Genomic DNA, 26,194 nt, shown 5'->3' with positions numbered 1-26,194 from the left:
AGTGAAATAATGTCATATAAGTGTCACATTACTGGCATAGGATGCTCTCGGCCTTGATACGTCGGGATTTTTATAGCCAGCGGTTATAATTACTCCACAGAAGGCTGGATTTTTGATGTTGCTTATATTGGTGCATAGGGTAACATGCGCCCGCCAATGCTACTCAGAGCAAAGCAGAAGGTTATTTGGCTATGCCAGTAAATTCGATCTTAGGTGTCTTCGCAAAGTCACCCATTAAACCGCTTCAAGAGCACATGCATAAGGTGCACGAAGCGTCCAAGATGCTGATTCCCTTTATGGAAGCAGTTATTGACCAAGAGTGGGAACGTGCCCGCGAACTCCAGGGCGAAGTAAGCCGTCTGGAGCGTGAAGCGGACGTTCTCAAACGTGAGATTCGTCTGACCCTGCCTGGTGGCCTGTTTATGCCGGTGGAACGCACCGACATGCTCGAGCTGCTGACTCAGCAGGATAAGATCGCCAACAAGGCGAAGGACATCGCCGGCCGCATCATCGGTCGTGAAATGGTGATGCCTGCCGATCTTCAGGACGATCTCAAATCCTACCTGCAGCGCTGCGTTGATGCAGTGTCTCAAGCCTCCAAGGCCATCAACGAGCTGGATGACCTTCTGGAAACCGGTTTCCGGGGACGAGAAGTGAACCTGGTTGCCGAGATGATCCAGCAACTGGACCGCATCGAAGACGACACCGACCACATGCAGATCAGTCTGCGCCGTCGTCTGTTCAGCATTGAGAAAGACCTCAATCCTGTGGATGTGATGTTCCTGTACAAGATTCTCGAGTGGGCCGGTGATCTGGCCGACCAGGCAGAGCGGGTTGGCTCACGTCTGGAACTCATGTTAGCTCGCGCTTAAGTCGAGATAAAATAAAAGTTAAGGGTTTACCATGGTAGAAGTACTGGTAAATTACGGCCCCATTCTGATTGTGGTGGCCGCATTATTCGGTTTTCTTATGGCTTACGGTATTGGCGCAAACGACGTTGCCAATGCCATGGGGACTTCGGTAGGTTCAGGCGCACTGACCATCAAACAGGCGATCGTCATTGCGATGATCTTCGAGTTTGCCGGCGCTTACCTGGCCGGGGGAGAGGTAACCTCCACCATTCGTAAAGGGATCATCGATTCCGCCTTCTTTGTCGACCAGCCTGAGTTGCTGGTGTACGGCATGATCTCCGCCCTGTTGGCTGCAGGTGTCTGGCTGGTCGCTGCCTCCATCCTGGGCTGGCCCGTGTCCACCACCCACTCCATCATCGGTGCCATCATTGGTTTCGCCGCTGTCGGCGTGGGCGTAGACAGCGTCAACTGGGGCAAGGTTGCCGGCATTGTGGGCTCCTGGATTGTGACCCCGGCCATCGCCGGTTTCATCGCCTATATCATCTTCCAGAGTGCGCAGAAGCTGATCTTCGATACCGAAGACCCGCTGAAGAACGCCAAGCGCTACGTCCCCTTCTACATGGGTCTGGCGGGCATGGTGCTCTCCCTGGTGACCATCAAGAAGGGCCTGAAACACGTAGGTCTGCACTTTGACAACGCCGAAGCCTGGGGCCTGGCCATCGCCATCTCCATCACCGTCGCCCTGATTGGTAAGTTCTTCATCAGCAGACTGAAGCTGGACCCCAGCGCCGACCGTGACATGCACTTTGCCAACGTGGAAAAGGTGTTCGCCCTGCTGATGGTGGTGACCGCCTGTGGCATGGCCTTCGCACACGGCTCCAACGACGTGGCCAACGCCATTGGTCCCCTGGCTGCGGTAGTCTCTATCGTTCACGCTCAGGGTGAGATTGTGGCCAAGGCACCTCTGGTGTGGTGGATTCTGCCTCTGGGCGGTGTGGGTATCGTTATCGGTCTGGCCACCCTGGGTAGCCGGGTGATCATGACCATTGGTAAGAACATCACCCACCTGACCCCAAGCCGCGGCTTCGCCGCCGAGCTGGCTGCGGCCTCCACTGTGGTAATCGCCTCCGGCACCGGTCTGCCCATCTCCACCACTCAGACCCTGGTTGGTGCGGTTCTGGGTGTAGGTATGGCTCGCGGCATCGCCGCACTGAACCTGGGTGTTGTTCGCAACATCGTGGTTTCCTGGGTCATCACCCTGCCTGCAGGCGCCGGTCTGTCCATTGTGATTTTCTACTTGATTCGCGCCGTGCTGGGTTAATATCCTTAGCTGATATCACCCGCTGTCTTCACGGGCAGCGGGTTTTCTGTATTAAGGGTTCTGATATGTCGCACAAACCTCTGGCCATCGCCGCGCTGCTCAGCGCCGCCCTGCTGGCCCCGCACATCACCGCCGCTGAGAGCAACTACAGCATCTCAGAGGATATCTACATCTACCTGCACTCAGGACCGGGCAATCAGTTTCGCATCCTGGGGTCGGTAAAGGCAGGTATGCCGGTGGCGCTGACCGGGGAAAATCAGGGTGACTATGTTCAGATCATCGATGACAAAGAGCGCACCGGCTGGATCAAGCGCGACCAGCTGAATCAGCAGGAAAGCTTCCGCCTGGCCGTGCCACGCCTCAATGATGAGGTCGCTGCACTCAAGCAACAGCTGGAAACGGAACAGGCGCGCACAGCCGGACTGCAGGACGAGCTGACCCAGCTCAACAGCGAACTGGAATCGACCCGGCGCGACGCCATCAAGGTTGAAGCGGATCTGCAGACCACTCTGGACTCCCTCTCTGCCGAAAATGAGCAGCTTAAGGAGGAGAATCAGAGCATGCTGAACAGCGAACGCTGGCAGTGGCTGCAGCAGGGCGGCATGGTGGCCGGTGCTGGCCTGGTGCTGGGCTTGATCATCGCCTATCTGCCCAGGCCCCAGCGACGTCGCCGCAACCAGAGTGGTTGGGTTTAACAGCCAGCCCCAGGCACAGCCATAAAAAAAGATACTAAGCCGATAATTTTTATCGGCTTTTTTTATTCTGTCATCCTCACCCCCCCTTAGCCTTTCCATTTGAACCCCAGGTGCACAAAACAGCAGCAAACCCTGTTTCACCTCACAATTTAAGGGTATACTGTGCGCGCCGTTGGCGCGGATTGTATACAAAAACAAAATTGATCACAGAGTGCCGCGCCGCCCCATGGATTACGAGGGACACGCGATGTTTAAAGCAAGCCAAGTACTGGCTAATGGAGTATCCACCGATCTTGCAAGCCTGAAAGAGGCGATCAGCGTCAGCCATGGCGCAGACGAGTCGGATTATCTCAACGAGTTGCTGCAACTGGTTCCGCAAGACCAGCCAAGCATCGACCGAATCACCAAGAAAGCCGCCAACCTGGTTACCGAAGTCCGCAGTGTTGAGAAACGGGGACTGGCGGTGGGTATCGATGCCTTCTTGCAGCAGTACAGCCTGGAAACCCAGGAAGGGATCATCCTGATGTGCCTGGCGGAAGCCCTGCTGCGTATCCCCGACGCGGCCACCGCCGACGCCCTGATCGAAGACAAGCTTTCCGGCGCCGACTGGGCCAGTCACCTCAAGGGATCCGACTCGGTACTGGTCAACGCCTCCACCTGGGGCCTGATGCTCACCGGCAAGGTGGTCACCCTGGACAGGGCCCTCGACGGCAACCCCAATAACCTGCTGGCCCGCCTGGTCAACCGGGTAGGCGAACCCATCATCCGTAAAGCGATGTATGCGGCCATGAAGATCATGGGTAAGCAGTTTGTTCTGGGCCGCAGCATCAGCGAAGCCCTGAAGAACAGCGAAGACAATCGCGGCCTGGGCTACACCCACTCCTATGACATGCTCGGGGAGGGTGCCCTGACCATGGATGACGCCAAACGCCACTTTCAAGAGTACCTGGACGCCATTCATAACCTGGGCAACCATCAGTACAAAAACAGCGACGCCCCCCTTCCCACCATCTCGGTCAAGCTCACCGCCATCCACCCCAAGTTTGAGGCGGCACACCGCGAACTGGTACTGGACGAACTGTACAGCTGGGTGGTTGAACTGATTCGCCAGGGTCGCAAATTCGGCGTCGGCATCACCATGGACGCAGAGGAAGCCGACCGACTGGAACTCTACCTCGAACTGTTCGAGAAGCTCTATCGCAGCGAAGACGCCAAGGGCTGGGGCAACTTCGGCGTGGTGGTTCAGGCCTACGCCAAAACCGCTCTGCCGGTACTGTGCTGGCTCAACGCCCTGGCCGATGAGCAGGGTGATCGCATTCCTGTGCGTCTGGTTAAGGGGGCTTACTGGGACAGTGAGATCAAGCATTGCCAGCAACTGGGCGTGGACAACTACCCGGTATTTACCCGCAAGTCCGCCACAGATGTCTCCTATCTGGCCTGCGCCCGTTATCTGCTGTCCGACCTGACCAAGGGCAACATCTACCCTCAGTTCGCCAGCCACAACGCCCACACCGTTGCGGCGGTGATGGACATGGCCGGTGATCGGGAGATTGAGTTCCAGCGACTGCACGGCATGGGCCAGGAACTGTACGATCCCGTGCTGTCCAAACACCATCAGTCAGTGCGCATCTACGCCCCGGTGGGTGCCCACGAAGATCTGCTGCCCTATCTGGTACGCCGACTGCTGGAGAATGGCGCCAACTCCTCCTTCGTCCACAAGGTGGTGGACCCCAACACTCCGGTGGAGAGCCTGATCGAGCATCCAGTCACGACCCTGACCGCCTGCCCGACCCTGCATAACAACAAGATCGTACTGCCAGAAGCCATCTTTGGCAGCGAGCGACGCAACTCGAAAGGAATCAACATGAACATTGCTGCCGAATCCCGCACTTTCTTCGCCAAGCTGGACAGCTTCAAGGAGAACCAGTGGCACGCCGCCCCGCTGATCGGGGGTGAGAACATCCGCAGCGGCGACCCTATCGCCGTGACCAGTCCCCAGGACCGCAGTCGCAGTGTTGGCCAGGTGCATTTCGCCGACGCCGCAACCATCGAGCAGGCAGTGAAGGTCACCAACGCAGCCTTCCCGCGATGGAACCGCACCGACGTCGAAGTGCGGGCGGCAGCCATCGATAAGCTGGCCGACCTGCTGGAAACGCACCGGGAGGAGCTGATCGTCCTGTGCACCCGCGAAGCGGGCAAAACCCTGCAGGATGGCATCGACGAAGTGCGTGAAGCGGTGGACTTCTGTCGCTACTACGCCGTGCAGGCCCGCAAGATGCAAGGCGAAGCCACGGTGCTCCCGGGGCCCACCGGCGAGCTGAACGAACTCTTCGTTCAGGGCCGCGGCACCTTCCTGTGCATCAGCCCCTGGAACTTCCCCCTGGCGATCTTCCTCGGTCAGGTGGTGGCCGCCCTGGTCACCGGCAACACCGTCATCGCCAAGCCTGCCGAGCAAACCAGCCTGGTGGCCTATCGTGCCGTTCAGTTGGCTCATGAAGCCGGAGTACCCGGCGACGCCCTGGCCCTGTTGCCGGGCACCGGCGCCCTGGTCGGCGGCACCCTGACTGCCGATGACCGCATCGGCGGCGTCTGCTTTACCGGCTCCACCCAAACGGCCAAGGTGATCAACCGCGCCCTGGCAGGACGCGACGGTGCCATCGTGCCCCTGGTGGCTGAGACCGGCGGCCAGAACGCCATGGTGGTGGACTCCACCTCCCTGCCTGAGCAGGTGGTCAAGGATGTGGTCCAGTCCGCCTTCGCCAGTGCCGGCCAGCGCTGCTCGGCCCTGCGAGTACTCTATGTTCAGGATGACATCGCCGATAAGGTGATTGAATTGCTCAAGGGTGCCGTGGCTCAACTGCATGTGGGCAACCCGGCTCTGCATAAGACCGATCTGGGTCCGGTCATTGACGAAACCGCCCAAAATAACCTACTGGCCCACATCGAGCGCATCTCCAAGGAGGGTAAGCTGATCTGCCAAGCCCCCCTCTCCTCCGAGTGCGCCAACGGCACCTTTATCCAGCCGACCGCCATCGAGATCCGTCACATCGGTCAGTTGGAGAAGGAGCATTTCGGCCCCATCCTCCACCTGATTCGCTATAAGAGCAGCGATCTGAACCAGGTGGTGGAGGAGATCAACAGCACCGGCTTCGGTCTGACCCTGGGGATCCACAGTCGCAACGAGTCCCATGCGCTGAATATCGCCGACCAGGTGAATGTGGGTAACGCATATATCAACCGTAACCAGATCGGCGCGGTGGTGGGCGTTCAGCCCTTCGGCGGACAGGGCCTGTCAGGCACCGGCCCCAAGGCGGGGGGGCCCCACTACCTGACCCGTTTCGTCACCGAGAAGACCCGCACCAACAACATCACCGCCATCGGCGGTAATGCCACCTTGCTGACCCTGGGTGACGGCTAGAAAGCCTAGAGATAGCCCTAAAAAACAGGCCGCCCATCGGGCGGCCTGTCTGTTTCTGACGGAAAGCCAAATTGCTTTAGAGTGCTTCCAGGGACATCACCACCTTGGGGCCACTCTGATTCAGCTCCACCCTGCTCTCCTGGATGAACACCCGCTCGGCACCAATACCAAACTGGGCGATCAGCACCTGTTTCACCGCCTGAGCCCGGCTGGCGGCCAGCTCAGGCAGGGCATCCAGAGGCAAATTGACCCTTGCCAGCAACTGGTTGTACAACCCCTGCTGCCAGGCCTGGGGAGGTTGCCCCTCTGGAGGCGGCGGTGCCGAGCCTACTCCGAACCGTCGCTCATAGGCGCTGACCAGCAGCGTCTGCTGTTCCTCCGTCAGCCCCTGCTCCGGGGTCGCCTCAAAGCCCAATTCGGCGGAGAGTGCCCGTGACGCCAAGGCGCTGCGATCCGCCCCGACGGACACCGCCCCCTGAACCGACAGGCTGAGTCCAGGACGCTGTGACAGGCCATCGGCCAGACGCTGAAGCTGCGCCTGGGCACCGGGAGACACCGACGCGCCCCCAGGCTCAAACAGCACCTCCGAGGCAGGCTCCTCCCCACCAAGCAGAGAGCCCAGCAGGGTAAAGGGGGAGGTCACCACCTTGGTGATGGCATTAAACAGTGCCTTACCGACCAGGGGGCCGATGGCAAACTCAGGGTCATCCACATCACCCTGCACCTCCAGGCCGAGGTCAATGACCCCATTGCTGTCCTGCAACAGAGCCACCGCCAGGGCCACAGGCAGGCTGGTGGCCTTATCAGAATCACTGCGCTTACCCAGTTTCAGCTTGTCTACCACCGCCCGGTTGCTGCCCACCATCTTACGGTTATCCAACTTGTAGTTGAGGTAGAGGTCCAGTTGCCCCTGGTCGATGAAGTAGCCGGCATAGGTGCCTGAGTAGGCGTTCAACGAGGTCAGGTCCACATTGTCAAAGGTGAGCGCCATATCCAGGTAACTCTCCGCAGCCAGGGGCTGCAGCTCACCGGTCAGGCTGACGGGGGCATACCTGTCCACCTGCCCCTGAATGTCCACCTTGGCACGGGAGTCTGGCTTCGAACTGAGCCCACTGATGCTGCCCGCCAGGGTCTCAATACCTGTGGCAAATTTGGGCGTCAGGCTGTTGTCGGCAAAGAAAGCGCCGCCATCGCTCAACTCGATGCGATTGATGCTGAGCTGAAGTGGCTCGGCCGCACCGCTCTCTTCGTCCGTGACCGTGGCCTCTGGCTGTTGGGCCTGAGTCTCGGCTCCCAACAGCTGCTGAATGTTGGTGCTGCCATCCTCGTCGATGATCACCCGGGCATAGGGCTGAGTAACGGAGACGGTGTCTAGGGCGACCGACATAGGCGCGGTGCGCACAGTCATGCTGTTCACTTGCAGTTGCTGCCACTTGATGAAGTCCCGGCCCTGACCGGGGTCCTGGGTCACCAGCTCCTGAATCGCCAACTGCCCCTGGTAACTCAGATCCAGAGGATCGACACCGGAGAGGGTCAGGGTGCCGCCGCTGCTCAGGCTGCCGGAGGTCATCTTCAGTGGCACCAGCGCCTGCCAGTATGGAATGGTCGCCGTCAGGGGGAAGCTCTCCAAATTCAAGTCAAACTGTGCCTTCAGCGTTCCCGGCACCAGCTCCCCTTTGGCACTGAAAGCCGCATCATCGTTGATTCGGCTCAGTAGCTCGAGGGCGATGGGCTGACTCAGATCGTTAGAGGCCGGGCCGGCAATCACCCGATCCAGGTCCAGGATCCAGGTTGTCGCCTCGGCCGGAGTCTGATCCTCCAGAGTCAGCCGGAACTGCTCAATACTGCTTCCAGCCAAGGTCACCTGCCAGGGAGCCTCAGGCTCATCACCGGGCGCCGGCGCAGCGTCAGCCTCCGCGACGGTGACCGGCTGAAACAGGGTCACCCAATCCAGTCCCTGCTCACCGTTCACACCGAAGATCTGCCCCTGCTCCAGGGACAACTTAGCTAGCTCCAGGGTGCGGTCAGTGAGGTTCAGGTCAATTCCCTCCACCCGGGTTTTCGCCAGGGTCAGCAGAGGCCCCTGCTCGCTGGAGAGATTCAGACCCGACAGCTCAATGGCGCCATCATCCAGCGTCAACGAGGAATCGTCGCCATCCCGCTGGAATCTTAACGAGGTGTGCATATCCAGCCGCCCCTGATCCAACTGAAAATGGAACAGGTCTTTGATGAAGGGCCAATAGCGAGTCAGATCCAGATCATCCAGGGCCAGTTGCATCTGTATGTCTGCTGGCGCCAACGACGCGGTTGCCTCAACCATCAGGCGACCGCCGCCAGAGCCAGACAGAGCCAACGCCACCTTGTTGTCCACACCCGCCAGGGCCAGGTCCTGAGCATTGAGCTCCAGATCGGTGAACTGGGTGCTCGCCCCATCCGGACGGCGATAACTCACCACGCCGCCCTCGAGTTTGAGGTCGGCGATAAACAGTTGGGGAACCGTGGGCTCCTGAGGCTCTGCCTCAGAGGTGGCACTGGATTCGGTCAAAGGTTTAAGTAGGAACCCCAGGTTACTGCGTCCCTGCCCCAACTCCCTGACCGCCAATTCCGGCCCCTTCAACGACAGGGTTTTGATGCGACCGCTGAAGGTGAACAGAGAATGCAGGGGATCGAGGTCCAGCACCAATTGATTCAGGCCCATCACCGGCTCGCCATCGTCCCCATCCAGGTGGGCACCATCGATCTGCAATCGCCAGGCAAAGGGGTGGAACGCCACCTTTTCCAGGGTCAACTGGCCATTGAGGTTGTCGGCCACCCACTTGGGGGCCTGGCTCTGAATCAACCGGGGCAGTCCCCAGCCGGTGAGCAGAAGATAGATAAGCAGGGCCAGCAGGCCCCAGGTACCCCGACGAATCCAGGGGTTACTCCATAGGGTTTTGATATTCACGGGACTCCCTACTCCGGGCTTTAAGTGACTCTCCCCGAGAGACAGCGAACGCAATAATCATAGACACTCCCGCCGGATGACGCGGAGGCAAGATACAGCAACTGCGGGCCAGTATATCAGGAATACCTGGCCCAACCCGCTGTTTTAACGTGTGAAGATAAAAGAGAGGGGGAGCAGTGCTCCCCCTCTGGGTATTGTTGATCTTTGTGGGTATCGCTCAGCGGGTGATCAGAGCTGGCCCAGGGCGGGCACACTGAAGGCCTGGCCCGACATCTCCAGGATCACCTCATTGGGACGGATCTCACGCAGCATCACCCCGGGGGCCACGCTGTCTCCCTCCTGCAGCTCGCGACCATTGGCTCTGAGCCAACGATTCTCCACTTCCGAAGAGTAGACATGGGCGGTGATGTTGATGTCGGGCAATCGCTTCTGGAAATTCCACGGCAGGGTGCCCAGCTTAGGCACTTCGGCCGGTGCCGCCGCCACGCTGGCCTGGGGGTTGAGCAGAGACTCGGCACTGACCTCAGGCTCTGGAGCCGGTTCCGGTTCAGGCTCAGTCACCACTTCTGGCTCCAGCTCAAGATCGGCCACCGCACGCTCGAAGGCCGCCAGCAGCTTGGCATTGGCAGGCTGGGCCTGCTGCGCAGGGGCCTGTGGTGACACCCCGGCAGCCTGTGGTGCAGCTTCAGGCTTGGTGTCGGCATCAACCAACAGATGATCCTCAGTGAGCACCTCAGCCTTGAATTCGGCCGCAGTGATCTCAGGCTCTATCTGATCGCCCTCAGATTTGTAGACATACTGAGGTTCAGGCTTCGGGGCAGGTTGCTCCCAGGCTACGGGAATGGGCATCACCACCTGTTTCACCACTTGCAGCTCCGGTGCGTCGGCAGCCACAGGCTCGGGATGAGGCTGCAGGCTGACCGCCAGCCAGCCAAGGCCCACACCAAGGACAGTGCCAACGAGAGGCCAGCCATAGTGCCAGGGCAGAGCGCGTTTCGGAGCCAGAGGCGCCGCCATGGCAGGATCCAACTGACCCTGCTGCTGCTTCTCGCGGCCTACCGCATCCAACAAATAGGACATCAGGCATCTCCTCCCTGGCTGAGTCTGGGTCCCTGTTCACTGCTCATCAAGCTGAGCAGCTCCAGGGTTTGTCGTCCGGCAATGCCATCCACCTCCAGGCCGAAGCGGCGCTGGAAGTTCATCACCTGCTGTTTCAGCTCCAGGTCATAGCTGCCAAGCATTCGGGCCGGGCGGTGCTGCAACCGACTCAGGGTATTCTCCAGCCACTGAACCTGTCCCTGGGGGCTGCCTTCACCCACCAGTCGAGGCAGTTGTCCGGAGGGCTGCCAAATCAGGCTATAGTGGCCATCAAAATGGCTGATGAACCAAGACTTACTGGCCGAAATCCACTGATCACCAAACTGCAGGGTCAGAGCGACGTCGGCACCACCGTCCGTGTTCAGCAAGGCGCCATAGAAGAGGGAACCGTCATCTCCCCGCAGGCTGACCACCGCCGGGTAATCCATCTCCAGCAGCTGCTGCCAGCTGCTGACGCCATCCAGGCAGGCCAGGCCCCGGGACTGGGCAAACTCACAGGGCGCGGAGGCCGGCACAGGTTGCTGCCAGTGATGAAGCAGGGCCTGATAGGCTTGCAGGTCGTCGGCGAAGCGGCTCAACTGGGGGAGCGGTGCCGATGGCTGGACTTGAGCTTGAGGCGCAGGCTCCGGCTTAGGCATCAGGGCATAGACCACAGCGGCACCGGCGAGACCGGCAGCCAGCGCACCTGCCATCCAGGGCCAGCGCCCCTTGGCTTTGGCCTTGATGCCCAACACCTCAGCGGCGGCGGACTCCACCTCGCGGCGACCCAGGTAGATCTTCTGGTGGGCATAGCCCCCCATCAGGGCCCGCTCACACAGCAGGTTGATCACCCTGGGCACCCCGCCACTGTACTGGTGCAGGGCCTTGATGGCACCGGATTTAAACAGGGGCTGGGCCCTGCCCGCCACCTGCAGCCGGTGCTGCACATAGTGAGACACCTCCTCCTTGGTCAAGGGCAGCAGATGGTACCGGGCGGTAATGCGTTGAGCCAGCTGGCGCAGCTCACGGCGCTGCAGTAACTCCTGCAGCTCTGGCTGACCGATAAGGATCACCTGCAACAGCTTGCGGGTGTCGGTCTCCAGGTTGGTCAGTAATCGCAGCTGCTCCAGCACCTCAGGCTTAAGATGCTGGGCCTCATCGATGATCATCACCGTGTTACGGCCTGCCTTATGGTTGGCCAGCAGGAAGGCACTGATCTTGTCCGTCAGCTGCTTGAGCGTTGGGTTGGGATCATAGGGGATCTTCAGCTCATCGCACAGGGTCGCCAACAGCTCCAGCTCCGTCAGGGCCGGATTGAGGATAAACGCGGTGTCGGTATTGTCCGGCAGCTGCTTAAGCAGACTGCGGGACACTGTGGTCTTGCCGGTTCCAACCTCTCCGGTCAGCAGCACGAAGCCACCATTCTCTCCCAGACCATAGGTCAGGTGAGCCAGGGCCTCACGATGTCGGCCGCTGAGAAACAGGAAGGCTGGGTTGGGGGCGATGGAGAAAGGGCTCTCCGCTAGCCCATAAAATCCCTTATACATAGCTTTTGCGCGGTTCTTGGTCGAATTCGCCCAAGGTAAGGTGTGTCATCTGGCTTGTCAAAGCCACCAGGCCATATAATGACGAAACAGCGATTTTTAGGAGAAAAAGGTGGAGATCTACCTGGTAGGCGGCGCGGTGCGCGACCAGCTGTTGGGGCTGGAGGTAAAGGACAGGGATCATCTGGTGGTCGGTGCCACCCCGGAACAGATGCTGGCGCTGGGTTACCAGAGCGTGGGCAAGAGCTTCCCGGTCTTTCTGCACCCACAGACCCATGAGGAGTACGCCCTGGCCCGCACCGAGACCAAATCCGGCCATGGCTACACAGGCTTCGACGTCTGCTCCGATCCTGAGGTGACCCTGGAGCAGGATCTGCTGCGCCGAGACCTGACCGTCAACGCCATCGCCATGGACAGCGAAGGACAGCTTCACGACCCCTATCATGGCCAGAAGGATCTGAACGCCAGAGTGCTGCGCCATGTCTCCCCTGCCTTTGCCGAGGATCCATTGCGGGTACTGCGAGTGGCCCGCTTTGCCGCTCGCTTCCACCCCCAGGGCTTTGCGGTGGCCGATGACACCCTGGCCCTGATGGCGGCGCTCGCCCAGTCCGGGGAGCTGTCTCACCTGACCCCGGAGCGGGTATGGAGTGAAACGGAGCGAGCCCTGGCCGGCCCCTGTCCCTGGGTCTTCTTCGAGGTGCTCCATCGTTGCGGCGCCCTCAAAGTACTGATGCCTGAGTTGGCCGCCCTGGACGGGGTGCCTCAGCCTGAGGCCCACCACCCGGAGATCGACTCCCTGGTCCACACCCTGATGGTGCTCAAGCGCGCCGCCGAGCTGTCCGATTCCGTCGCAGTGCGTTTTGCGGCACTGACTCATGATCTGGGTAAGGCGCTCACCCCCCAGGCGGAGTGGCCCAGACACATCGCCCACGAAACTCGGGGGCTGGCGCCCCTGACCGCCCTTTGCCAACGCCTCAAGGTACCCAACACCCCCAGAGAGCTGGCGGAGATTGGCTGTCGATGGCACCTGCACGGCCATCGGGCTCTGGAGCTGAAGCCCGCCACCATGCTCAAGCTGTTCGATGGTGTTGACGCCTGGCGCAAGCCGGAGCGGTTCGAGCAGTTCATCCTGGTGTGTCAGGCAGACGCCCAGGGCAGACTGGGCCTGGAGCACACCCCCTACCCTCAGGCAGGGTGGCTGAGGGAGGCACTCTCCCTGGCCAACCAGATTGAGGTGAAACCCATAGTCCAGGCAGGCTTCAAGGGCGGTGACATCAAGAAAGAGCTGACCCGAAGACGGCTACTGATGCTGCTGGACGCCCGCTGATCGCCTCAGCATGATGTAAGCGCTTCGCCCGGGATGACGGACGCCCGGGCTGAAATCTCCCAGCCCACTAAGCCATTGACATAGACTGGAAAGACCCCTTCCAATCAGGAGCCCATAATGCCCAGGCAGCTGCTCAAGCAACACTTCGGATTTGACCAATTTCGCCCCGGCCAGGAGCCGGTGATTCAGCGACTGCTTGATGGCAACAGCGCCGTGGCGATCTTCCCCACAGGCTCAGGCAAATCCCTGTGTTACCAGTTGCCAGCCCTGACTCTGCCCCACCTGACCCTGGTGATCTCACCACTGCTGGCCTTGATGCAGGACCAGCTGGCCTTCCTGCGTCGCCGGGGTATTCCCGCTGCCGCCATCGACTCCAGTCAGAGCTTTGAGGAGAGCCGGGATGTGATGCAACAGGCTCAGCGGGGGGAACTGAAGATCCTGATGGTGTCGGTGGAGCGCCTCAAGAATGAACGCTTTCGCCGCTTTATCAGCCAGGTACCCCTGTCGATGCTGGTGGTGGATGAAGCCCACTGCATCTCCGAGTGGGGGCATAACTTCCGCCCCGATTACCTGAAACTGCCCCACTATCGGCGCTGGCTTAAGATACCCCAGGTGCTGCTGCTCACGGCCACTGCCACCCCCAGGGTCATTGAGGACATGTGTGCCCGGTTTGAGATCCCCGAAACCGGGGTGGAGACGACCGGTTTCTATCGACCCAACCTGGACCTGACGGTAAAAGCGGTCGGCGGCGCCCATAAGCGCACTGCCCTGCTCGATGCGGTTGCCGGAGCCCCCGAGTCCCCCACCATCATCTATGTAACTCAGCAGGCCAGTGCCGATGAGTTGGCCCAATGGCTGAGTCAGCAGGGCATTACTGCCCGGGCGTACCATGCAGGCATGGACCATGAGAAGCGCAGCGCCTGTCAACAGGCCTTTATGGCGGGCGAACTCCCGGTGGTGGTGGCCACCATCGCCTTTGGCATGGGCGTGGATAAGGCCGACATCCGGCGGGTCATCCACTTCGACCTCCCCAAGTCGGTGGAAAACTACTCTCAGGAGATCGGTCGGGCGGGCCGTGATGGCCAGTTGTCCCACTGCCTGCTCCTGGCAGACACCAGCAACCGTACCCTGCTGGAGAACTTTGTCTTCGGTGATACCCCGGAGCTGTCCGGAATCCAGATGGTACTGCGCTCTCTGGCAGAGGCGGGCTCCCAGTGGGAGCTGCTGCCCAACTCCCTGTCGACCCTAAGCAACATCCGACAGCTGCCACTGCGTACCCTGCTGGTCTATCTGGAGATGGCGGGCGTCATTGAGCCTCAGTACAGCTACTTTGCCGAGATCAAGTTCAAGCTGCTGGTCGAGGAGGCCAGCCTGCTGACCCGGTTTGAGGGCGAACGGCAGCAGTTCCTGCGCGCCCTGTTGCAGCACAGCCACAAGGCTCGCACCTGGTATCAACCGGATTTTGACGCCCTGCATGCCCAGTACGGCTCCGACCGCAACCGCGCCATGACCGCACTGGAGTACCTGGCCCAGCAGCGGCTGATTGAGCTGCAAACCCGGCAGATGACTGAGGTGTTCAGAGTGCGTTCTCCCCTGCCGGAGCTGGATTCGCTGGCAGCACAACTGCATCAGCAGTTTCTCGACAAACAACAGCAGGAAGTAACCCGCATCGACCAGATGCTGCAACTGCTGCAGGAGCCCGGTTGCCTGAGTCGTGCCCTGGCCCGCTATTTCGGCGACAGCCAGGCCCCTGAGCGCTGTGGCCACTGCTCCGCCTGCCGGGGTGAGGCTGCCACCCTGCCACAACCTCAATCTGTGACCATGCCGGAGACCGATCAACTGCAGCGCTGGCTCACCCCGCTGGCCGAGAAGCTGCAACAGGGGCTGCAGCAACCCCTGACTGCAGAGTTGGCTGCCCGGTTTCTGTCGGGCCTGCCCACGCCCTGGCTGACCAAGGTGCGCGCCAGACAATTGGCCGGTTTTGGTGCCCTGGAGAACCACCCATTCCGAGAGCTGCTCACCCTGTGTCAGGCCGCCCTGGCACCGGAGTTAACCCAGCAGGACTGAATCGGCACCACGAAGCCAAATCGACTTGGAATCGAAGGGGGATGCTACTTAAACAGCTGACATTAATATGAATTATGTCGGATGACACATAGGCAATACTGTGTTGAGTGGCTAGTATGAATTCATGCTTTACCACTCATATAAAATGCGCGGATGAAATCCTTCAACTGGAACAAAAACTTCGTTACCGGCTTCGACAGCGTGGACAACCAGCACCAGGAACTGGTCAGCCTGATCAATGAACTGGGCAACCTTCTCACCGAGAACAGGTTCGATGAACAGCGAGCCCGGGAGCTGATTCAGAAACTGGCGGAATATGCCCACGACCACTTCCAGGATGAAGAGGCCCTGATGGCGGCCCAGGGGATCGATTGTCGCCATCTGAAGCATCATATCGACGACCATCGCCATTTCCTCCAGGAGGTGGCCATGCTGCAGCAATCGGTGAACACGGAAACCTCCGCCACCTACATGCTGGAGTTTCTGATCCACTGGCTGGCCTACCATATCCTCGGCCAGGATCAGAATATGGCCCGCCAGCTGGAGCAGATCGAGGCTGGCGTCTCCGCAGCCGACGCCTTCGACGCGCAGCAGCGCAGCCAGGATCCCGCCACCAGCACCCTGCTCGACGCCATCGGCCAATTGTTTAAACAGGTCTCCGCCCGCAACCTGGAGCTGCAGGAGCTCAACCTCACCCTGGAGGAGAAGGTGGCCAAACGTACCCAGGAGCTCAGGGAAGCCAATCGACATCTGGAGGTGCTTTCCCTCACCGACACCCTGACCCAGCTGCCCAACCGGCGTCACGCCATGCAGACCCTGGAGGCGCTATGGCAGGAGGGACAGGAGAGGAAATTGCCGGTTGCGGTCATGCTAGTGGATGCGGATTACTTCAAACAGGTCAATGATACCTATGGTCATGACGCAGGAGACCAGGTACTCATCGAGCTGGCCCGAGCCCTCAAAGGAGCGGTGCGTACCGATGATCTGGTGTGCCGCCTCGGTGGCGACGAGTTCCTGGTGCTCTGTCCCAATACCGATCTGGCCGGAGCCCGGACCCTGGCGGAGCAACTGGTGGCCGAGGTGGCGGCACTCAGGGTAGCCACAGGCAACGCTCACTGGCAGGGCAGCATCAGCCTGGGCTTCGCCAGCCAGACCCCAACAACAGTCGGCCACGAAGCCCTGATCAAAGCCGCCGATCTGGGGGTCTACGCCGCCAAACAGGCGGGAAGAGGCTGCGCCCATCAGGCAACGACTCCCTAGCCACTCTGCCCGCTAACGTCCTGACGTCCAGACGATAAGCCCCCAGCAGCAGGTGGCGTCGACTATACTCCAGAGCTCTGCATCCAGGCTCTGGAGGGTCACTATGACCACGGCACCACGTTTGCTCGCCCCACTCATCCTATTGGGACTGCTCAGCGCCGCCTCCCTCGCCGCCGAACGTCAGCATCTGAGTCGTGACCCCCAGGCACTGCACGCAGCCAGGTCCCAGATGGACCTGGCCGAAGCACTCCGCCTGGGTCCGGAGGAGAGGCTGGAGATGGTCCGCTCCCTGACAGACCTTCAAGGCTTCAGCCACCAACGCTACCGTCAGTTGTATCGGGGCGTCCCCATCTGGGGAGAGTCGATTACCGTCAGCCGGCCCCCCGAGGGCCACATCTCTCACCTCAATGGTCGGCTGATACGGGGCTTGCAGCGGCATAACCTAGACACTCAACCCCAGATCACGGCCTCGGCGGCCCTGACCCAGGCCAAGGGATATCTGCAGGGAAAGAGCGCCACCCCTCTGCAGTTCCGCAATGAAACCCACGAACTGGTGATCTACCTGGCGGGGGAGTCTCCCAGGCTCAGCTACGCCATTCAGATGGTCACCGACATCAGTGGCGGAGGCCAGCCTTCCCGCCCCACCCTGCTGTTGGATGCCCACAGCGGCGACCTGCTGCTGGAGTATGACGGCCTGGCGCATGAACGGGTCGGCACAGGTCCAGGTGGCAACGAAAAGCAGGCCTTTGTTTATGAAACCGGCGGCAACTTGCTGGATATAACCGTCTCCGGCGACCGGTGCATCATGAATACCCCCCGGGTTAAATCGGTGGATCTCAACCATAGCACCCAGGGTTCCACTGCCTTCGGCTATCCCTGCTTCGAAAACACCCACAAGGCGATCAACGGCGCTTTCAGCCCCATCAACGATGCCCACTTCTTCGGCGATGTGGTGTTTGATCTGTACGACCAGTGGATTGGCGTTGCCCCTCTGACCAGCCAGCTGGTGATGCGGGTGCACTACGGCACCAACTATGAGAACGCCTTCTGGGATGGCACCGCCATGACCTTCGGCGATGGCTTTACCCGCTTCTACCCTTTGGTGAGCCTGGACGTGGTCTCCCACGAAGTCAGCCATGGCTTCACCGAACAGCACTCCAACCTAATCTACTCCGGCCAATCCGGTGGCATCAACGAAGCCTTCTCAGACATGGCCGGAGAGGCCGCCGAGTATTTCCTGTGGGGTGGCGCCGACTTCCTCGTCGGCGCTCAGATCTTTAAGGCCGACGGTGCCCTACGCTACATGGCGGATCCAACCCTGGACGGCCGTTCCATCGGCCATGCTTCAGACTACGTCAGTGGCATGGATGTGCACTACTCCAGTGGCGTCTACAACCGTGCCTTCTACCTGCTGGCGAACACCCAGGGCTGGGACATAAGGCAAGCCTTCACCCTGTTCGCCCACGCCAACCGCTACCTGTGGGGCGCCAGTGAGAGCTTTGATAGCGCTTTCTACAAACTGCTGGATGCCGCCGATCAACTCTACAGCACCGACCTCGAGCTGAAGCGCAATGACATCACGTCCGCTTTTGCTCAGGTGGGCGTCCCCAAGCCACCACCGTCGCCCGCCTGCAGCAGCGTCGAGGCCACCCACAGTCAAAGCTTCTCTGAGGGTAATCTGAGCGCTCCTGCTGGCCAGTGGCACTGCTGGCTGCTGACTGTAGCGGACAACACCCAGCAGTTGGGAGTGACCCTGAGTGGTGCCACTAAAGGGCGCAACCGCAGCAGCGGCGACGCGGATCTCTACCTGCGAGCCGGCCAGCCCCCCCAGGTCGACCCGACGGTCCCCGAAGGGCTGTTTGATTGCGCTTCCTACAACAGCAACAACAACGAGCAGTGTGTTGTGACCGATCCCCGGTCGGGCAACTGGTACCTGGCGGTATACGCCTACCAGGACTACTCTGGCGTGCGGCTGGAGGCCAATGTGGATGAGGTCTCCTCCCCTCCTTCCAGTAACATCAGCCTGACCGCCCAGGTTAAAGGAGGCCGCAACGCCTTTGTCTCCCTCAACTGGAGCGGCGCTTCGGGCAACACAGTCTATATCCTCAGGGATACGGGGGGGCCTGAGGACCGTATCTACACCGTAGACAACGACGGCAACTATAAGGACAACGACGGCAGGGAAGGCTACAAATACCAGGTCTGTCAGACCTTGGATGGCCCCTGTTCAGAGCAGGTCGAAGCCCGCTAGAAGGCTCAAACAGGAGGGCCACCCTCGGGTGGCTCCTCCTTTCAATGAAGGGCTCAGGCTTCCATCGCGGGTTTCTTCTCCGTCGCCCTCTCAACCAGCCTCCTGCTGCTCTGCTGAGCATCAATATTCACCAGCTCCACCCTAGCCCCCTCCACTTCGTGCCACTGGCCGCGGGCAAAGAAGCAGAAGTTGGCCACACCAGACTGCCAGTCTTCGTTCATCACCATCCTCAGTTTGGCGTTCTTATGCTCAATGGGGTGACCGCCCACCAGCAGCGGGCTGATGTCGAACCCTTCCGCCACCACCAGGATGTGGCAATCCTTCATGGTGCACATGTAGGACCACTCTCCGGTGAACTGGGACACCAGATTGATCGGGGGGCTGACAGGCTGAAAGATGTGGCCCACACCGGACACACTCTTATTGACGGTGTCCACCAGCAACTTCAGGGTCAGGGATGCCCCACCGAGAATGGGCCTCTCCTTGGTGCCCAGGGCAATCTGATAGGAAACGGGAAACAGGCCGGTTTGAATATCCTTGGAAGTGCTCATAGTTCAGTCCTTTGTATACCTTGAGGGAAAATCTGAGGTCGGTTGCTGACCCCAGGCATCGCAAGTCTAGAAGCGCCTGCCTGCCCTCGCCACGTCCCGGGAAAAAACCAGAGATCCCCGCAGGTTACCGGCGCCTTTTTCCTACAAAGATTGCAACGACGAATCCTCCACAGGGTGATAAGGCACCGGGAAATACCGGCCCAAGCGTATAAAAACTCCTAAAAAAACCTCACCAGAGATAACGACTTATCAACGGCTGCGACCGATTGTCGCACTTTGCCCCATGACCGTTGCCGAACTCGGCTCAGGGCGAAAATAATGCGCGGCAACAGGCTTATAGAAGTAAAAAAATCAGGATAATAATCATGAAAGCGACTCTCCTTCCCAGCGCCGTGGCCGTCGCAGCCGCGCTCACTGCCCCCGTTCAGGCACAAGGGGCGGACAACCACTGCGACCAAACCCGTTGCGACGAAGTGATCGTGGTGACCGCCGAGCCCATGCAGTCTCCCCTGACCGTGGTCATAGACCCCAAGAAGCCCAGACAGCCCATTCCCGCCTTTGACGGTTCCGGCTACCTGCGCACCATTCCCGGCTTTGCTGTGACTCGAAAAGGGGGCTCAGGTGGCGACATCAGTTTGCGGGGCATGGCGGGCTCACGGGTCAACGTGGTCAACAACGGCCAGCACATGCAGGGCACCTGTGGCGGACGCATGGATCCCCCCACCAACTACATCTCTCCGGAAACCTATGAAGAGGTCAGGGTGATCAAGGGGCCTCAAACGGTGAAATATGGCCCGGTGGGCAGCGCCGGCACCGTGGTGTTCTCCCGGGACAGCTATGGGCTCAGTGAAGCGGGCACCCAAGGGCGGGCCAGCATCACCGGCGGCAGTTTCGACCGCAAAGACTATCTGATGGAGCTGCTCACCGGCACCGAGGACTACTACTGGCAGTTGGACATCAACGGCGCCCAGAGCGACGACTATGAAGATGGCAATGGCGAAAAGATGCAGTCTGAGTACGACCGCCAGAGCGTCAACACCGCCTTTGGCTGGGCCCCGAGTCAGGGACAGGTAGTGGAGCTGAGCTATGGCTACAGCCAGGGCAGCGCCGAATACGCCGACCGTGCCAACAAGGCCAGGCAGATAGACAACGAGAACCTGTCGCTGCTGATGCGCAGCGACCTGGAGAGCGACTGGGCCAAGTCCATCGAGTTCCAGGTCTACGCCAATGAAAACGATCACATCATGGATCAGTTCGACCGCCCCATCAGCGATCCGGACAACCTGCCCATGGGGATGAACCCCAGACGCACCACCTATGGCGGCCACCTCTGGCTGGATCTGGCCCCGACGGAGCAATGGCTGCTGACCCTGGGCCTGGATGCCCTGGACAGCACCCAGGAGATGCGCGGCGGCAAGAGCCTGAACCAGCTGGAAGCGGCGCCTTTCAAGGAGGTGTTTAACCAGCAGAGTATCGGCCTGTTTATCGAGTCGGACTACCAGCTGAGTCAGGGAGTGGTCAAGGCCGGTGCCCGTCTGGATCAGTGGACCACCGAACTGAGTGGCAGCTGGGCCGACGACAACAAGGACAACAGCCGGGATGACACCCTGTTCTCCGGTTTCGCCCGTTACGAGCTGGCCCGGGGCCAGCAGCAATGGTATGCCGGCTTCGGCCACGCCGAACGCATCGCCGACTACTGGGAGGTGATGAAGGCAGGAACAACGCTGACGCTGGATCCCGAAACCACCGACCAGGTGGATCTCGGCTGGATCTATCAGGGCCCGGTGGAGCTGTCCCTGTCTCTGTTCTACGCCGATCTGAGGGATTACATCCTGATCGACAACACCAGCATGCCGTCGGCCCGCAACATCGACGCCACCCTGTGGGGTGGGGAAGCCGGGCTGACCTGGGCCTTCGCCGATCACTGGCAGTGGGTCACCACCCTGGCTTACAGCCGCGGGGAGAACGACAGCGAGGATCGCCCCCTGGGCCAGATCTCCCCTCTGGAGGGCAAACTGGCCCTGAACTATGAGCGGGAGAATTGGAGCTTCGGCGCCCTGTGGCGACTGGTGGCCAGGCAGGACAGAGTGGCCGTCGGCCAGGGCAACATTGTTGGCCAGGATCTGGGGGAAACCGCCGGCTTCGGGGTGGTCTCCCTCAATGGCGCCTGGCGCTTCGCCGACGACTTTACCCTGAGCATGGGCATCGACAACCTGCTGGATAAGGCTTACGCCGAGCACATCAGCAAAAGCGGTGCCGGCAACGACCTGCTTCCCGCCGAGGAACGCACCCGTCAGGTGAATGAGCCGGGCCGCACCCTGTGGGCCAAGCTGGACTACCGCTTCTGAGTCAGGGTCGAAGCGCGTAGTCACTGCCCCACTTTTTCAGACACAAAAAAAGCGGCCCGATGGCCGCTTTTCTCATGCCGATGCCGCTACACGAAGAAGGCGAACAGCAGGCCCGCCAGAATCAGGCGGTAGATGACGAAGGGCAGCATGCCCATATTACTGATCATCTTCAGGAAGTAGTGGATACACAGGTAGGCGGACACAAAGGCCACCACCAGGGACACACCCAGGGGGGCCCAGTTAACCGGCTCAGGGTTACCAATCAGGCCCAGGGCCTCGTAACCACCGGCCAGTGCCCCCACAGGGATCGCCAGCAGGAAGGAGAACCGAGCGGCGGCGACCCGGTTCAGCCCCACCAGCAGGGCCGCAGTAATGGTGACACCGGAACGGGAGGTCCCGGGAATCAACGCCATCGCCTGGGCGATACCGATAAACAGCACCAGCTGCCAGGTCAGATCCTCAATACCCCGCTTCTCACTGGGCTTGGCGTCTGCCCACCACAGCAGCAGACCGAAGATCAGGGTGGAGCTGGCCACCACCAGGGTGCTGCGGAAATGGGTGCCGATGAAGTCGTTGAACAGCAGGCCGGAGAGCCCGACGGGAATGGTGCCCAATATGATGAGCCACGCCAGTTTGCTCTGATCACAGTGACGTCCGGCAAGCGAGCGTAACCAGGCGGCCAGCAGGGAAACCACATCCTGCCGGAAATAGATCACCACCGCCGCCAGGGTACCCAGGTTGACGATGGCATCAAAGGCCAGCCCCTGATCCGGCCAGCCCAGCAGCTGCGAGGGCAGAATCAGATGCGCCGAGCTGGAGATGGGTAGAAATTCGGTGATCCCCTGAATCAGGGCGAGCCAGAAGGCTTGTATCAGATCCATTTACTGCATGTCTCCGGAGGGTAACCAGTGGAAAGCCACTGGCCACAGTTTCTGTTGAGTCTTGTCAAAATCCTGCCACCGCTGCGACAGGGGGGTGTCATCGCCGGGCATCACCAGCTCGGGCGCCAGCTCAGCCAGGGGCCACAACACAAAGGCGTTAAAACGAATCTCTGGCCTGGGCAACACCAGGGGCTGCTGGCACTGAATCTCGCCGAAGAGCAGCAGATCCAGATCCACGGTGCGGCTGGAGAACTTCCGGGCGTTCGGGGCGCGGCCATGGGCGAGCTCTATCTGCCGCAAGGCAGTGGCGGTGCCCGCCAGAGAGAGCTTGGAGTCGCAGGCCACTACAAAGTTCAGGAAGTTATCCCCGTCAAAACCCACCGCTTCACTTTCAAACACCCTGGACAAAGTCAGGGGGCCAAAGTGACGAAACAGGTCGTCCAGGGCGGGAGGGATGTTCTCTCTGGGGCTGATGTTGCTGCCGACACTGATGTAGATGCGAGTCACGGATTGGTCCTGCAGCCCCGCTCTATGCGCACCCCAAGGTTGGCAGCATTTTTCACCGCGCCAGGCTTATTGACCGTCACCTTGACCCAATGCACGCCGAAGCGGCTGCGAATCAGCTCGGCCACCTTTTCAGCCACGGTTTCCACCAACTCGTGGGGCGTCCCCTCCACCAGTTCGGTAACGGCGGTGGAGACGGTGTCGTAACACAGGGCATGGCGGTAGTCGTCCGAGGCGGCGGCTGGCCTGTTGTCCCAACTCATCTCCAGGTCAATAAACAGGGTCTGGGTGATCTGCTTCTCCCAGTCGAAAACCCCGATGACCGCTTCACACTTCAGCTGGTCTACGAAAACCGTATCTGCTTGCAACTCTGGTACTCCAATCAAAGGTTAGATACCCTAATATCCTGTCCGTAGGCGGGTGTGGCGGAATCATAAAGCCTTTTACCCCATCCCGGCAAACCGCAACCACCGTCCCGGGTGGCCATTTACGCAGAAAAGGACGCGCCGTTTCGATGACCCTGATGATGATCCTGTTTGCCTACCTGCTGGGTTCCGTATCCAGTGCGGTATTGGTGTGCAAGCTCAAAGGGTTACCCGATCCCAGAACCAGCGGCTCCAACAACCCGGGCGCCACCAATGTGCTCAGACTTGGGGGCAAGGGAGCGGCGGTGATGGTGCTGCTGTTCGACGTGCTCAAGGGCACCATTCCGGTGTGGACCAGTTACCATCTGGGTATCGATCCCCTCTCCCTGGCCTTTATTGGCATCGCCGCCTGCCTGGGCCACATCTATCCGGTGTTTTTCGGCTTCCGCGGAGGCAAGGGGGTGGCGACCGCCCTTGGGGCCCTGGCGCCCATCAGCGACTGGATGGGGCTGCTGATCATCGCCACCTGGGTGGTGATCGTCTGGCTGACTCAGTACGCCTCCCTGGGCGCGGTGATCACCTCGATGCTGGCCCCTGTGTACACCTACCTGATCAAACCCCAGTACACCCTGTCGGTGGTCCTTCTGTGTCTGCTGATCATCTGGCGGCACCAGCCCAATCTGGTGCGCCTGTGGCAAGGTAAGGAGCCAAAGGTGTCCGAACGCCTGAAGGCGAAGGCTAAGCAGCCCCCGGCGCCTTGAGGGTCTCCAAAGGCCAGCGCGGCTGACACTTCACTGAAAGAGGCTGGGTTTCACCGGCCTTGAGCCGCTGCAGACCCGCGTAAGCAATCATCGCACCGTTGTCGGTACAGAATTCGTTACGGGGGTAATACACCTCGCCCTTCTGTTTGGTCATCATCGCTGCCAGCTGAGCACGCAGGTGTTTGTTGGCGCTCACCCCACCGGCGATCACCAACCGGTTCAGGCCGGTCTCCTTCAGGGCCCGGCGGCACTTGATCGCCAGGGTATCCACCACGGCATCCTCGAAGGCCCGGGCGATGTCGGCCCGGGTCTGGTCATCGTTGCCTTCGGCGGCGATGGTATTGGCGGCAAAGGTCTTAAGCCCAGAGAAGCTGAAATCCAGGCCAGGGCGGTCACACATGGGACGGGGGAAGGTAAAGCGGCCCGGCGTGCCCTGCTCAGCCAGCTTGGCCAACAGCGGTCCGCCGGGGTAATCCAGGCCCATCAGCTTGGCGGTCTTATCAAACGCCTCGCCGGCGGCATCGTCGATGGACTCACCCAAGGCCTGATACTGTCCTATGCCATCCACCCGCACCAGCATGGTGTGGCCACCTGAGACCAGCAGCGCCACAAAGGGGAACGGAGGCGGGTTATCCTCCAGCATGGGTGCCAGCAGGTGCCCCTCCATATGGTGCACCGCCACCGCGGGAATGTTCCAGGCAAAAGCCAGGCTACGACCAACACAGGCCCCCACCAGCAGTGCCCCGACCAGGCCCGGGCCAGCGGTATAGGCGATGCCGTCAATCTCCTCCGGAGTCAGGCCGGCGTCGGCGACCGCCTCCTTCACCAGGGGCACGATCTTACGTACATGGTCTCGGGAGGCCAGTTCAGGCACAACGCCGCCGTAATCCGCATGCAGCTTCACCTGACTGTAGAGGGCGTGCGACAACAGCCCACGCTCATCGTCGTAGATAGCGATACCAGTTTCATCACAGGAAGTTTCGATTCCCAACAGTCGCATGCTAGACTCTCACATTAATTGTTGAAGGCGGCAATTCTACCTGTGCCTTGACCAGGATACCAATCCAGGCTGGCACAACCGCCCTTAACCCGGGGAAAGCTCACCGGGCACAACCGAAAATCTCCTTTCACCATAAAGGGTTGAGAGGCGATTTTGTTTTGGTTGTTACCCAAGCTCCTTAAGACAGGTGAACGCCCCTTTACAAGGCAGTGCGGTTCAGAGTAGAATTTCGCACCATTTTGAACTTACGCCGGTCAAAAGATGACCAGCTCAAACCCAATTTATTGAGGTGAGTGGCAGATGCCAGTAATTAAAGTACGTGAAAACGAGCCCTTTGACGTAGCCCTGCGTCGCTTCAAGCGTTCCTGCGAGAAGGCAGGTATCCTGTCTGAAGTACGTCGCCGTGAGCACTATGAGAAGCCTACCACTGCACGCAAGCGCGCTAAAGCTGCTGCTGCCAAGCGTCACGCTAAGAAGCTGTCTCGCGAAAACGCTCGTCGTACTCGTCTGTACTAAGCAGAGTTTACGATGTCCGTAATTGAGCGTCTTAAAGACGAACAGAAAGCTGCCATGCGTGCCAAAGATAAGGCACGCCTGGGCACCATCCGCCTGGCTCTGGCTGCGGTTAAGCAGCAAGAGGTAGACGGCCAGAAAACCCTAACAGACGATGAAATCACCGCGGTTCTGACCAAGATGGTCAAGCAGCGTCGCGATTCCATCAGTCAGTTTGAGGCCGCCGGCCGTCAGGATCTGGCCGACGTGGAAGCCGCCGAAGTTGTCGTGCTGCAGGAGTTTCTCCCTCAGCCTCTGACCGAGGAGGAGCTGGGCGCTCTGGTAGACAAGGCACTGGCCGATTCCGGTGCCAGCTCAATGCAGGATATGGGCAAGGTGATGGGGCTTCTGAAGCCTCAGGTTCAGGGTCGTGCCGACATGGGCGCGGTCAGTGGTCTGATTAAGGCCCGTCTGAGCTAAGCCATCTTGCCTTAGCGTGAAACAAGCCGTGCCCTGCACGGCTTGTTCGTCTCTAAT

General features: G+C 60.2%; 20 protein-coding genes. 12 read left to right on the top strand and 8 right to left on the bottom strand.

Annotated features, from left to right (window positions below; genetic code table 11):
- Window positions 1-191 precede the first annotated feature (191 nt).
- The 4 genes from ACN0RV_RS02780 (at window position 192) to putA (ending at window position 6,285) form a co-directional block, all read left to right on the top strand.
- Window positions 192-872: a TIGR00153 family protein gene (locus tag ACN0RV_RS02780; protein WP_417345326.1), complete on the top strand. Its 681-nt coding sequence runs from the start codon at window positions 192-194 to the stop codon at window positions 870-872.
- Between the two features lie 31 nt (window positions 873-903).
- Window positions 904-2,172 (top strand): inorganic phosphate transporter, encoded by a 1,269-nt coding sequence (locus ACN0RV_RS02775; protein ID WP_417345324.1) that lies wholly within the window; start codon window positions 904-906, stop codon window positions 2,170-2,172.
- 65 nt (window positions 2,173-2,237) lie between these two features.
- Window positions 2,238-2,867 carry a TIGR04211 family SH3 domain-containing protein gene (locus ACN0RV_RS02770; RefSeq protein WP_417345322.1) on the top strand — a complete coding sequence of 210 codons (630 nt, stop codon included), beginning with the start codon at window positions 2,238-2,240 and terminating at the stop codon, window positions 2,865-2,867.
- A 247-nt stretch (window positions 2,868-3,114) separates the two neighbouring features.
- Window positions 3,115-6,285, top strand: a complete 3,171-nt coding sequence (putA, locus tag ACN0RV_RS02765) for a bifunctional proline dehydrogenase/L-glutamate gamma-semialdehyde dehydrogenase PutA (RefSeq protein WP_417345320.1) — start codon at window positions 3,115-3,117, stop codon at window positions 6,283-6,285.
- Between the two features lie 76 nt (window positions 6,286-6,361).
- On the opposite strand, the gene ACN0RV_RS02760 is transcribed toward putA, so the two are convergent.
- The 3 genes from ACN0RV_RS02760 to ACN0RV_RS02750 form a co-directional block, all read right to left on the bottom strand.
- Entirely contained in the window at window positions 6,362-9,229 is a 2,868-nt protein-coding gene (locus ACN0RV_RS02760; RefSeq protein WP_417345319.1) for a DUF748 domain-containing protein, read from the bottom strand.
- Between the two features lie 228 nt (window positions 9,230-9,457).
- Window positions 9,458-10,309 carry a general secretion pathway protein GspB gene (locus ACN0RV_RS02755; protein ID WP_417345317.1) on the bottom strand — a complete coding sequence of 284 codons (852 nt, stop codon included), beginning with the start codon at window positions 10,307-10,309 and terminating at the stop codon, window positions 9,458-9,460.
- Complete coding sequence (locus ACN0RV_RS02750; RefSeq protein WP_417345315.1) at window positions 10,309-11,853, bottom strand: ExeA family protein; 1,545 nt, start codon at window positions 11,851-11,853, stop codon at window positions 10,309-10,311. Before ACN0RV_RS02750 ends, ACN0RV_RS02755 begins: the two co-directional genes overlap by 1 nt.
- 109 nt (window positions 11,854-11,962) lie before the next feature.
- Here ACN0RV_RS02750 and ACN0RV_RS02745 point away from each other — a divergent pair, with 109 nt between their 5' ends.
- The 4 genes from ACN0RV_RS02745 to ACN0RV_RS02730 all read left to right on the top strand — a co-directional run bounded on the left by ACN0RV_RS02745 (window position 11,963) and on the right by ACN0RV_RS02730 (window position 18,755).
- Entirely contained in the window at window positions 11,963-13,177 is a 1,215-nt protein-coding gene (locus tag ACN0RV_RS02745) for a multifunctional CCA addition/repair protein (RefSeq protein WP_417345313.1), read from the top strand.
- Window positions 13,178-13,294: 117 nt separating this feature from the next.
- On the top strand, window positions 13,295-15,244 hold the full coding sequence (locus ACN0RV_RS02740; RefSeq protein WP_417345311.1) for a RecQ family ATP-dependent DNA helicase: 1,950 nt from the start codon (window positions 13,295-13,297) through the stop codon (window positions 15,242-15,244).
- 153 nt (window positions 15,245-15,397) lie between these two features.
- Window positions 15,398-16,504, top strand: coding sequence for a bacteriohemerythrin (locus tag ACN0RV_RS02735; RefSeq protein WP_417345310.1), 1,107 nt, complete (start codon window positions 15,398-15,400; stop codon window positions 16,502-16,504).
- Window positions 16,505-16,607: 103 nt separating this feature from the next.
- Entirely contained in the window at window positions 16,608-18,755 is a 2,148-nt protein-coding gene (locus ACN0RV_RS02730) for a M4 family metallopeptidase (protein ID WP_417345308.1), read from the top strand.
- A 53-nt stretch (window positions 18,756-18,808) separates the two neighbouring features.
- Here the strand turns inward: ACN0RV_RS02730 and ACN0RV_RS02725 are convergent, their stop codons facing one another.
- Window positions 18,809-19,306, bottom strand: a complete 498-nt coding sequence (locus tag ACN0RV_RS02725; RefSeq protein ID WP_417345306.1) for a DUF1842 domain-containing protein — start codon at window positions 19,304-19,306, stop codon at window positions 18,809-18,811.
- Window positions 19,307-19,671: 365 nt separating this feature from the next.
- On the opposite strand from ACN0RV_RS02725, the gene ACN0RV_RS02720 reads away from it, so the two are divergent.
- Window positions 19,672-21,654, top strand: coding sequence for a TonB-dependent copper receptor (locus tag ACN0RV_RS02720; protein ID WP_417345304.1), 1,983 nt, complete (start codon window positions 19,672-19,674; stop codon window positions 21,652-21,654).
- Between the two features lie 86 nt (window positions 21,655-21,740).
- On the opposite strand, the gene ACN0RV_RS02715 is transcribed toward ACN0RV_RS02720, so the two are convergent.
- Genes ACN0RV_RS02715 through folB form a run of 3 tightly spaced genes read right to left on the bottom strand, consistent with a single transcriptional unit; the run spans window position 21,741 to window position 23,407 of the window.
- A complete protein-coding gene (locus ACN0RV_RS02715; protein WP_417345302.1) occupies window positions 21,741-22,535 on the bottom strand; it encodes an undecaprenyl-diphosphate phosphatase in 795 nt (264 codons plus the stop codon).
- On the bottom strand, window positions 22,536-23,042 hold the full coding sequence (gene folK / locus ACN0RV_RS02710; protein WP_417345301.1) for a 2-amino-4-hydroxy-6-hydroxymethyldihydropteridine diphosphokinase: 507 nt from the start codon (window positions 23,040-23,042) through the stop codon (window positions 22,536-22,538).
- Entirely contained in the window at window positions 23,039-23,407 is a 369-nt protein-coding gene (folB, locus tag ACN0RV_RS02705) for a dihydroneopterin aldolase (RefSeq protein ID WP_417345299.1), read from the bottom strand. Before folB ends, folK begins: the two co-directional genes overlap by 4 nt.
- A 146-nt stretch (window positions 23,408-23,553) precedes the next feature.
- Between folB and plsY the strand changes: the two genes are divergently transcribed.
- A complete protein-coding gene (gene plsY / locus ACN0RV_RS02700; RefSeq protein ID WP_417345297.1) occupies window positions 23,554-24,165 on the top strand; it encodes a glycerol-3-phosphate 1-O-acyltransferase PlsY in 612 nt (203 codons plus the stop codon).
- Here plsY and tsaD read toward each other — a convergent pair.
- Entirely contained in the window at window positions 24,143-25,165 is a 1,023-nt protein-coding gene (gene tsaD, locus ACN0RV_RS02695; RefSeq protein ID WP_417345296.1) for a tRNA (adenosine(37)-N6)-threonylcarbamoyltransferase complex transferase subunit TsaD, read from the bottom strand. The two genes, plsY and tsaD, sit on opposite strands and share 23 nt — an antisense overlap.
- Before the next feature lie 300 nt (window positions 25,166-25,465).
- On the opposite strand from tsaD, the gene rpsU reads away from it, so the two are divergent.
- Both rpsU and ACN0RV_RS02685 read left to right on the top strand, forming a co-directional pair.
- Window positions 25,466-25,681, top strand: a complete 216-nt coding sequence (gene rpsU, locus ACN0RV_RS02690; RefSeq protein ID WP_136850975.1) for a 30S ribosomal protein S21 — start codon at window positions 25,466-25,468, stop codon at window positions 25,679-25,681.
- A gap of 12 nt (window positions 25,682-25,693) precedes the next feature.
- Window positions 25,694-26,137: a GatB/YqeY domain-containing protein gene (locus tag ACN0RV_RS02685; protein ID WP_286340414.1), complete on the top strand. Its 444-nt coding sequence runs from the start codon at window positions 25,694-25,696 to the stop codon at window positions 26,135-26,137.
- The last annotated feature ends 57 nt before the right edge of the window (window positions 26,138-26,194 follow it).

Source organism: Ferrimonas sp., from assembly GCF_048263965.1.
Classification (GTDB): Bacteria; Pseudomonadota; Gammaproteobacteria; order Enterobacterales; family Shewanellaceae; genus Ferrimonas.
This window is presented reverse-complemented; position numbering and strand designations above follow the sequence as displayed.

What these genes read in the sequence shown, in the direction of transcription:
- ACN0RV_RS02750 (WP_417345315.1), bottom strand. Translation starts at nt 11,853, where the DNA reads ATGTATAAGGGATTTTATGGGCTAGCGGAGAGCCCTTTCTCCATCGCC.
- ACN0RV_RS02715 (WP_417345302.1), bottom strand. Translation starts at nt 22,535, where the DNA reads ATGGATCTGATACAAGCCTTCTGGCTCGCCCTGATTCAGGGGATCACC.
- ACN0RV_RS02755 (WP_417345317.1), bottom strand. Translation starts at nt 10,309, where the DNA reads ATGTCCTATTTGTTGGATGCGGTAGGCCGCGAGAAGCAGCAGCAGGGT.
- ACN0RV_RS02740 (WP_417345311.1), top strand. Translation starts at nt 13,295, where the DNA reads ATGCCCAGGCAGCTGCTCAAGCAACACTTCGGATTTGACCAATTTCGC.
- putA (WP_417345320.1), top strand. Translation starts at nt 3,115, where the DNA reads ATGTTTAAAGCAAGCCAAGTACTGGCTAATGGAGTATCCACCGATCTT.
- tsaD (WP_417345296.1), bottom strand. Translation starts at nt 25,165, where the DNA reads ATGCGACTGTTGGGAATCGAAACTTCCTGTGATGAAACTGGTATCGCT.
- ACN0RV_RS02770 (WP_417345322.1), top strand. Translation starts at nt 2,238, where the DNA reads ATGTCGCACAAACCTCTGGCCATCGCCGCGCTGCTCAGCGCCGCCCTG.
- ACN0RV_RS02725 (WP_417345306.1), bottom strand. Translation starts at nt 19,306, where the DNA reads ATGAGCACTTCCAAGGATATTCAAACCGGCCTGTTTCCCGTTTCCTAT.
- ACN0RV_RS02730 (WP_417345308.1), top strand. Translation starts at nt 16,608, where the DNA reads ATGACCACGGCACCACGTTTGCTCGCCCCACTCATCCTATTGGGACTG.
- ACN0RV_RS02780 (WP_417345326.1), top strand. Translation starts at nt 192, where the DNA reads ATGCCAGTAAATTCGATCTTAGGTGTCTTCGCAAAGTCACCCATTAAA.
- rpsU (WP_136850975.1), top strand. Translation starts at nt 25,466, where the DNA reads ATGCCAGTAATTAAAGTACGTGAAAACGAGCCCTTTGACGTAGCCCTG.
- ACN0RV_RS02685 (WP_286340414.1), top strand. Translation starts at nt 25,694, where the DNA reads ATGTCCGTAATTGAGCGTCTTAAAGACGAACAGAAAGCTGCCATGCGT.
- plsY (WP_417345297.1), top strand. Translation starts at nt 23,554, where the DNA reads ATGACCCTGATGATGATCCTGTTTGCCTACCTGCTGGGTTCCGTATCC.
- ACN0RV_RS02735 (WP_417345310.1), top strand. Translation starts at nt 15,398, where the DNA reads ATGAAATCCTTCAACTGGAACAAAAACTTCGTTACCGGCTTCGACAGC.
- ACN0RV_RS02775 (WP_417345324.1), top strand. Translation starts at nt 904, where the DNA reads ATGGTAGAAGTACTGGTAAATTACGGCCCCATTCTGATTGTGGTGGCC.
- ACN0RV_RS02720 (WP_417345304.1), top strand. Translation starts at nt 19,672, where the DNA reads ATGAAAGCGACTCTCCTTCCCAGCGCCGTGGCCGTCGCAGCCGCGCTC.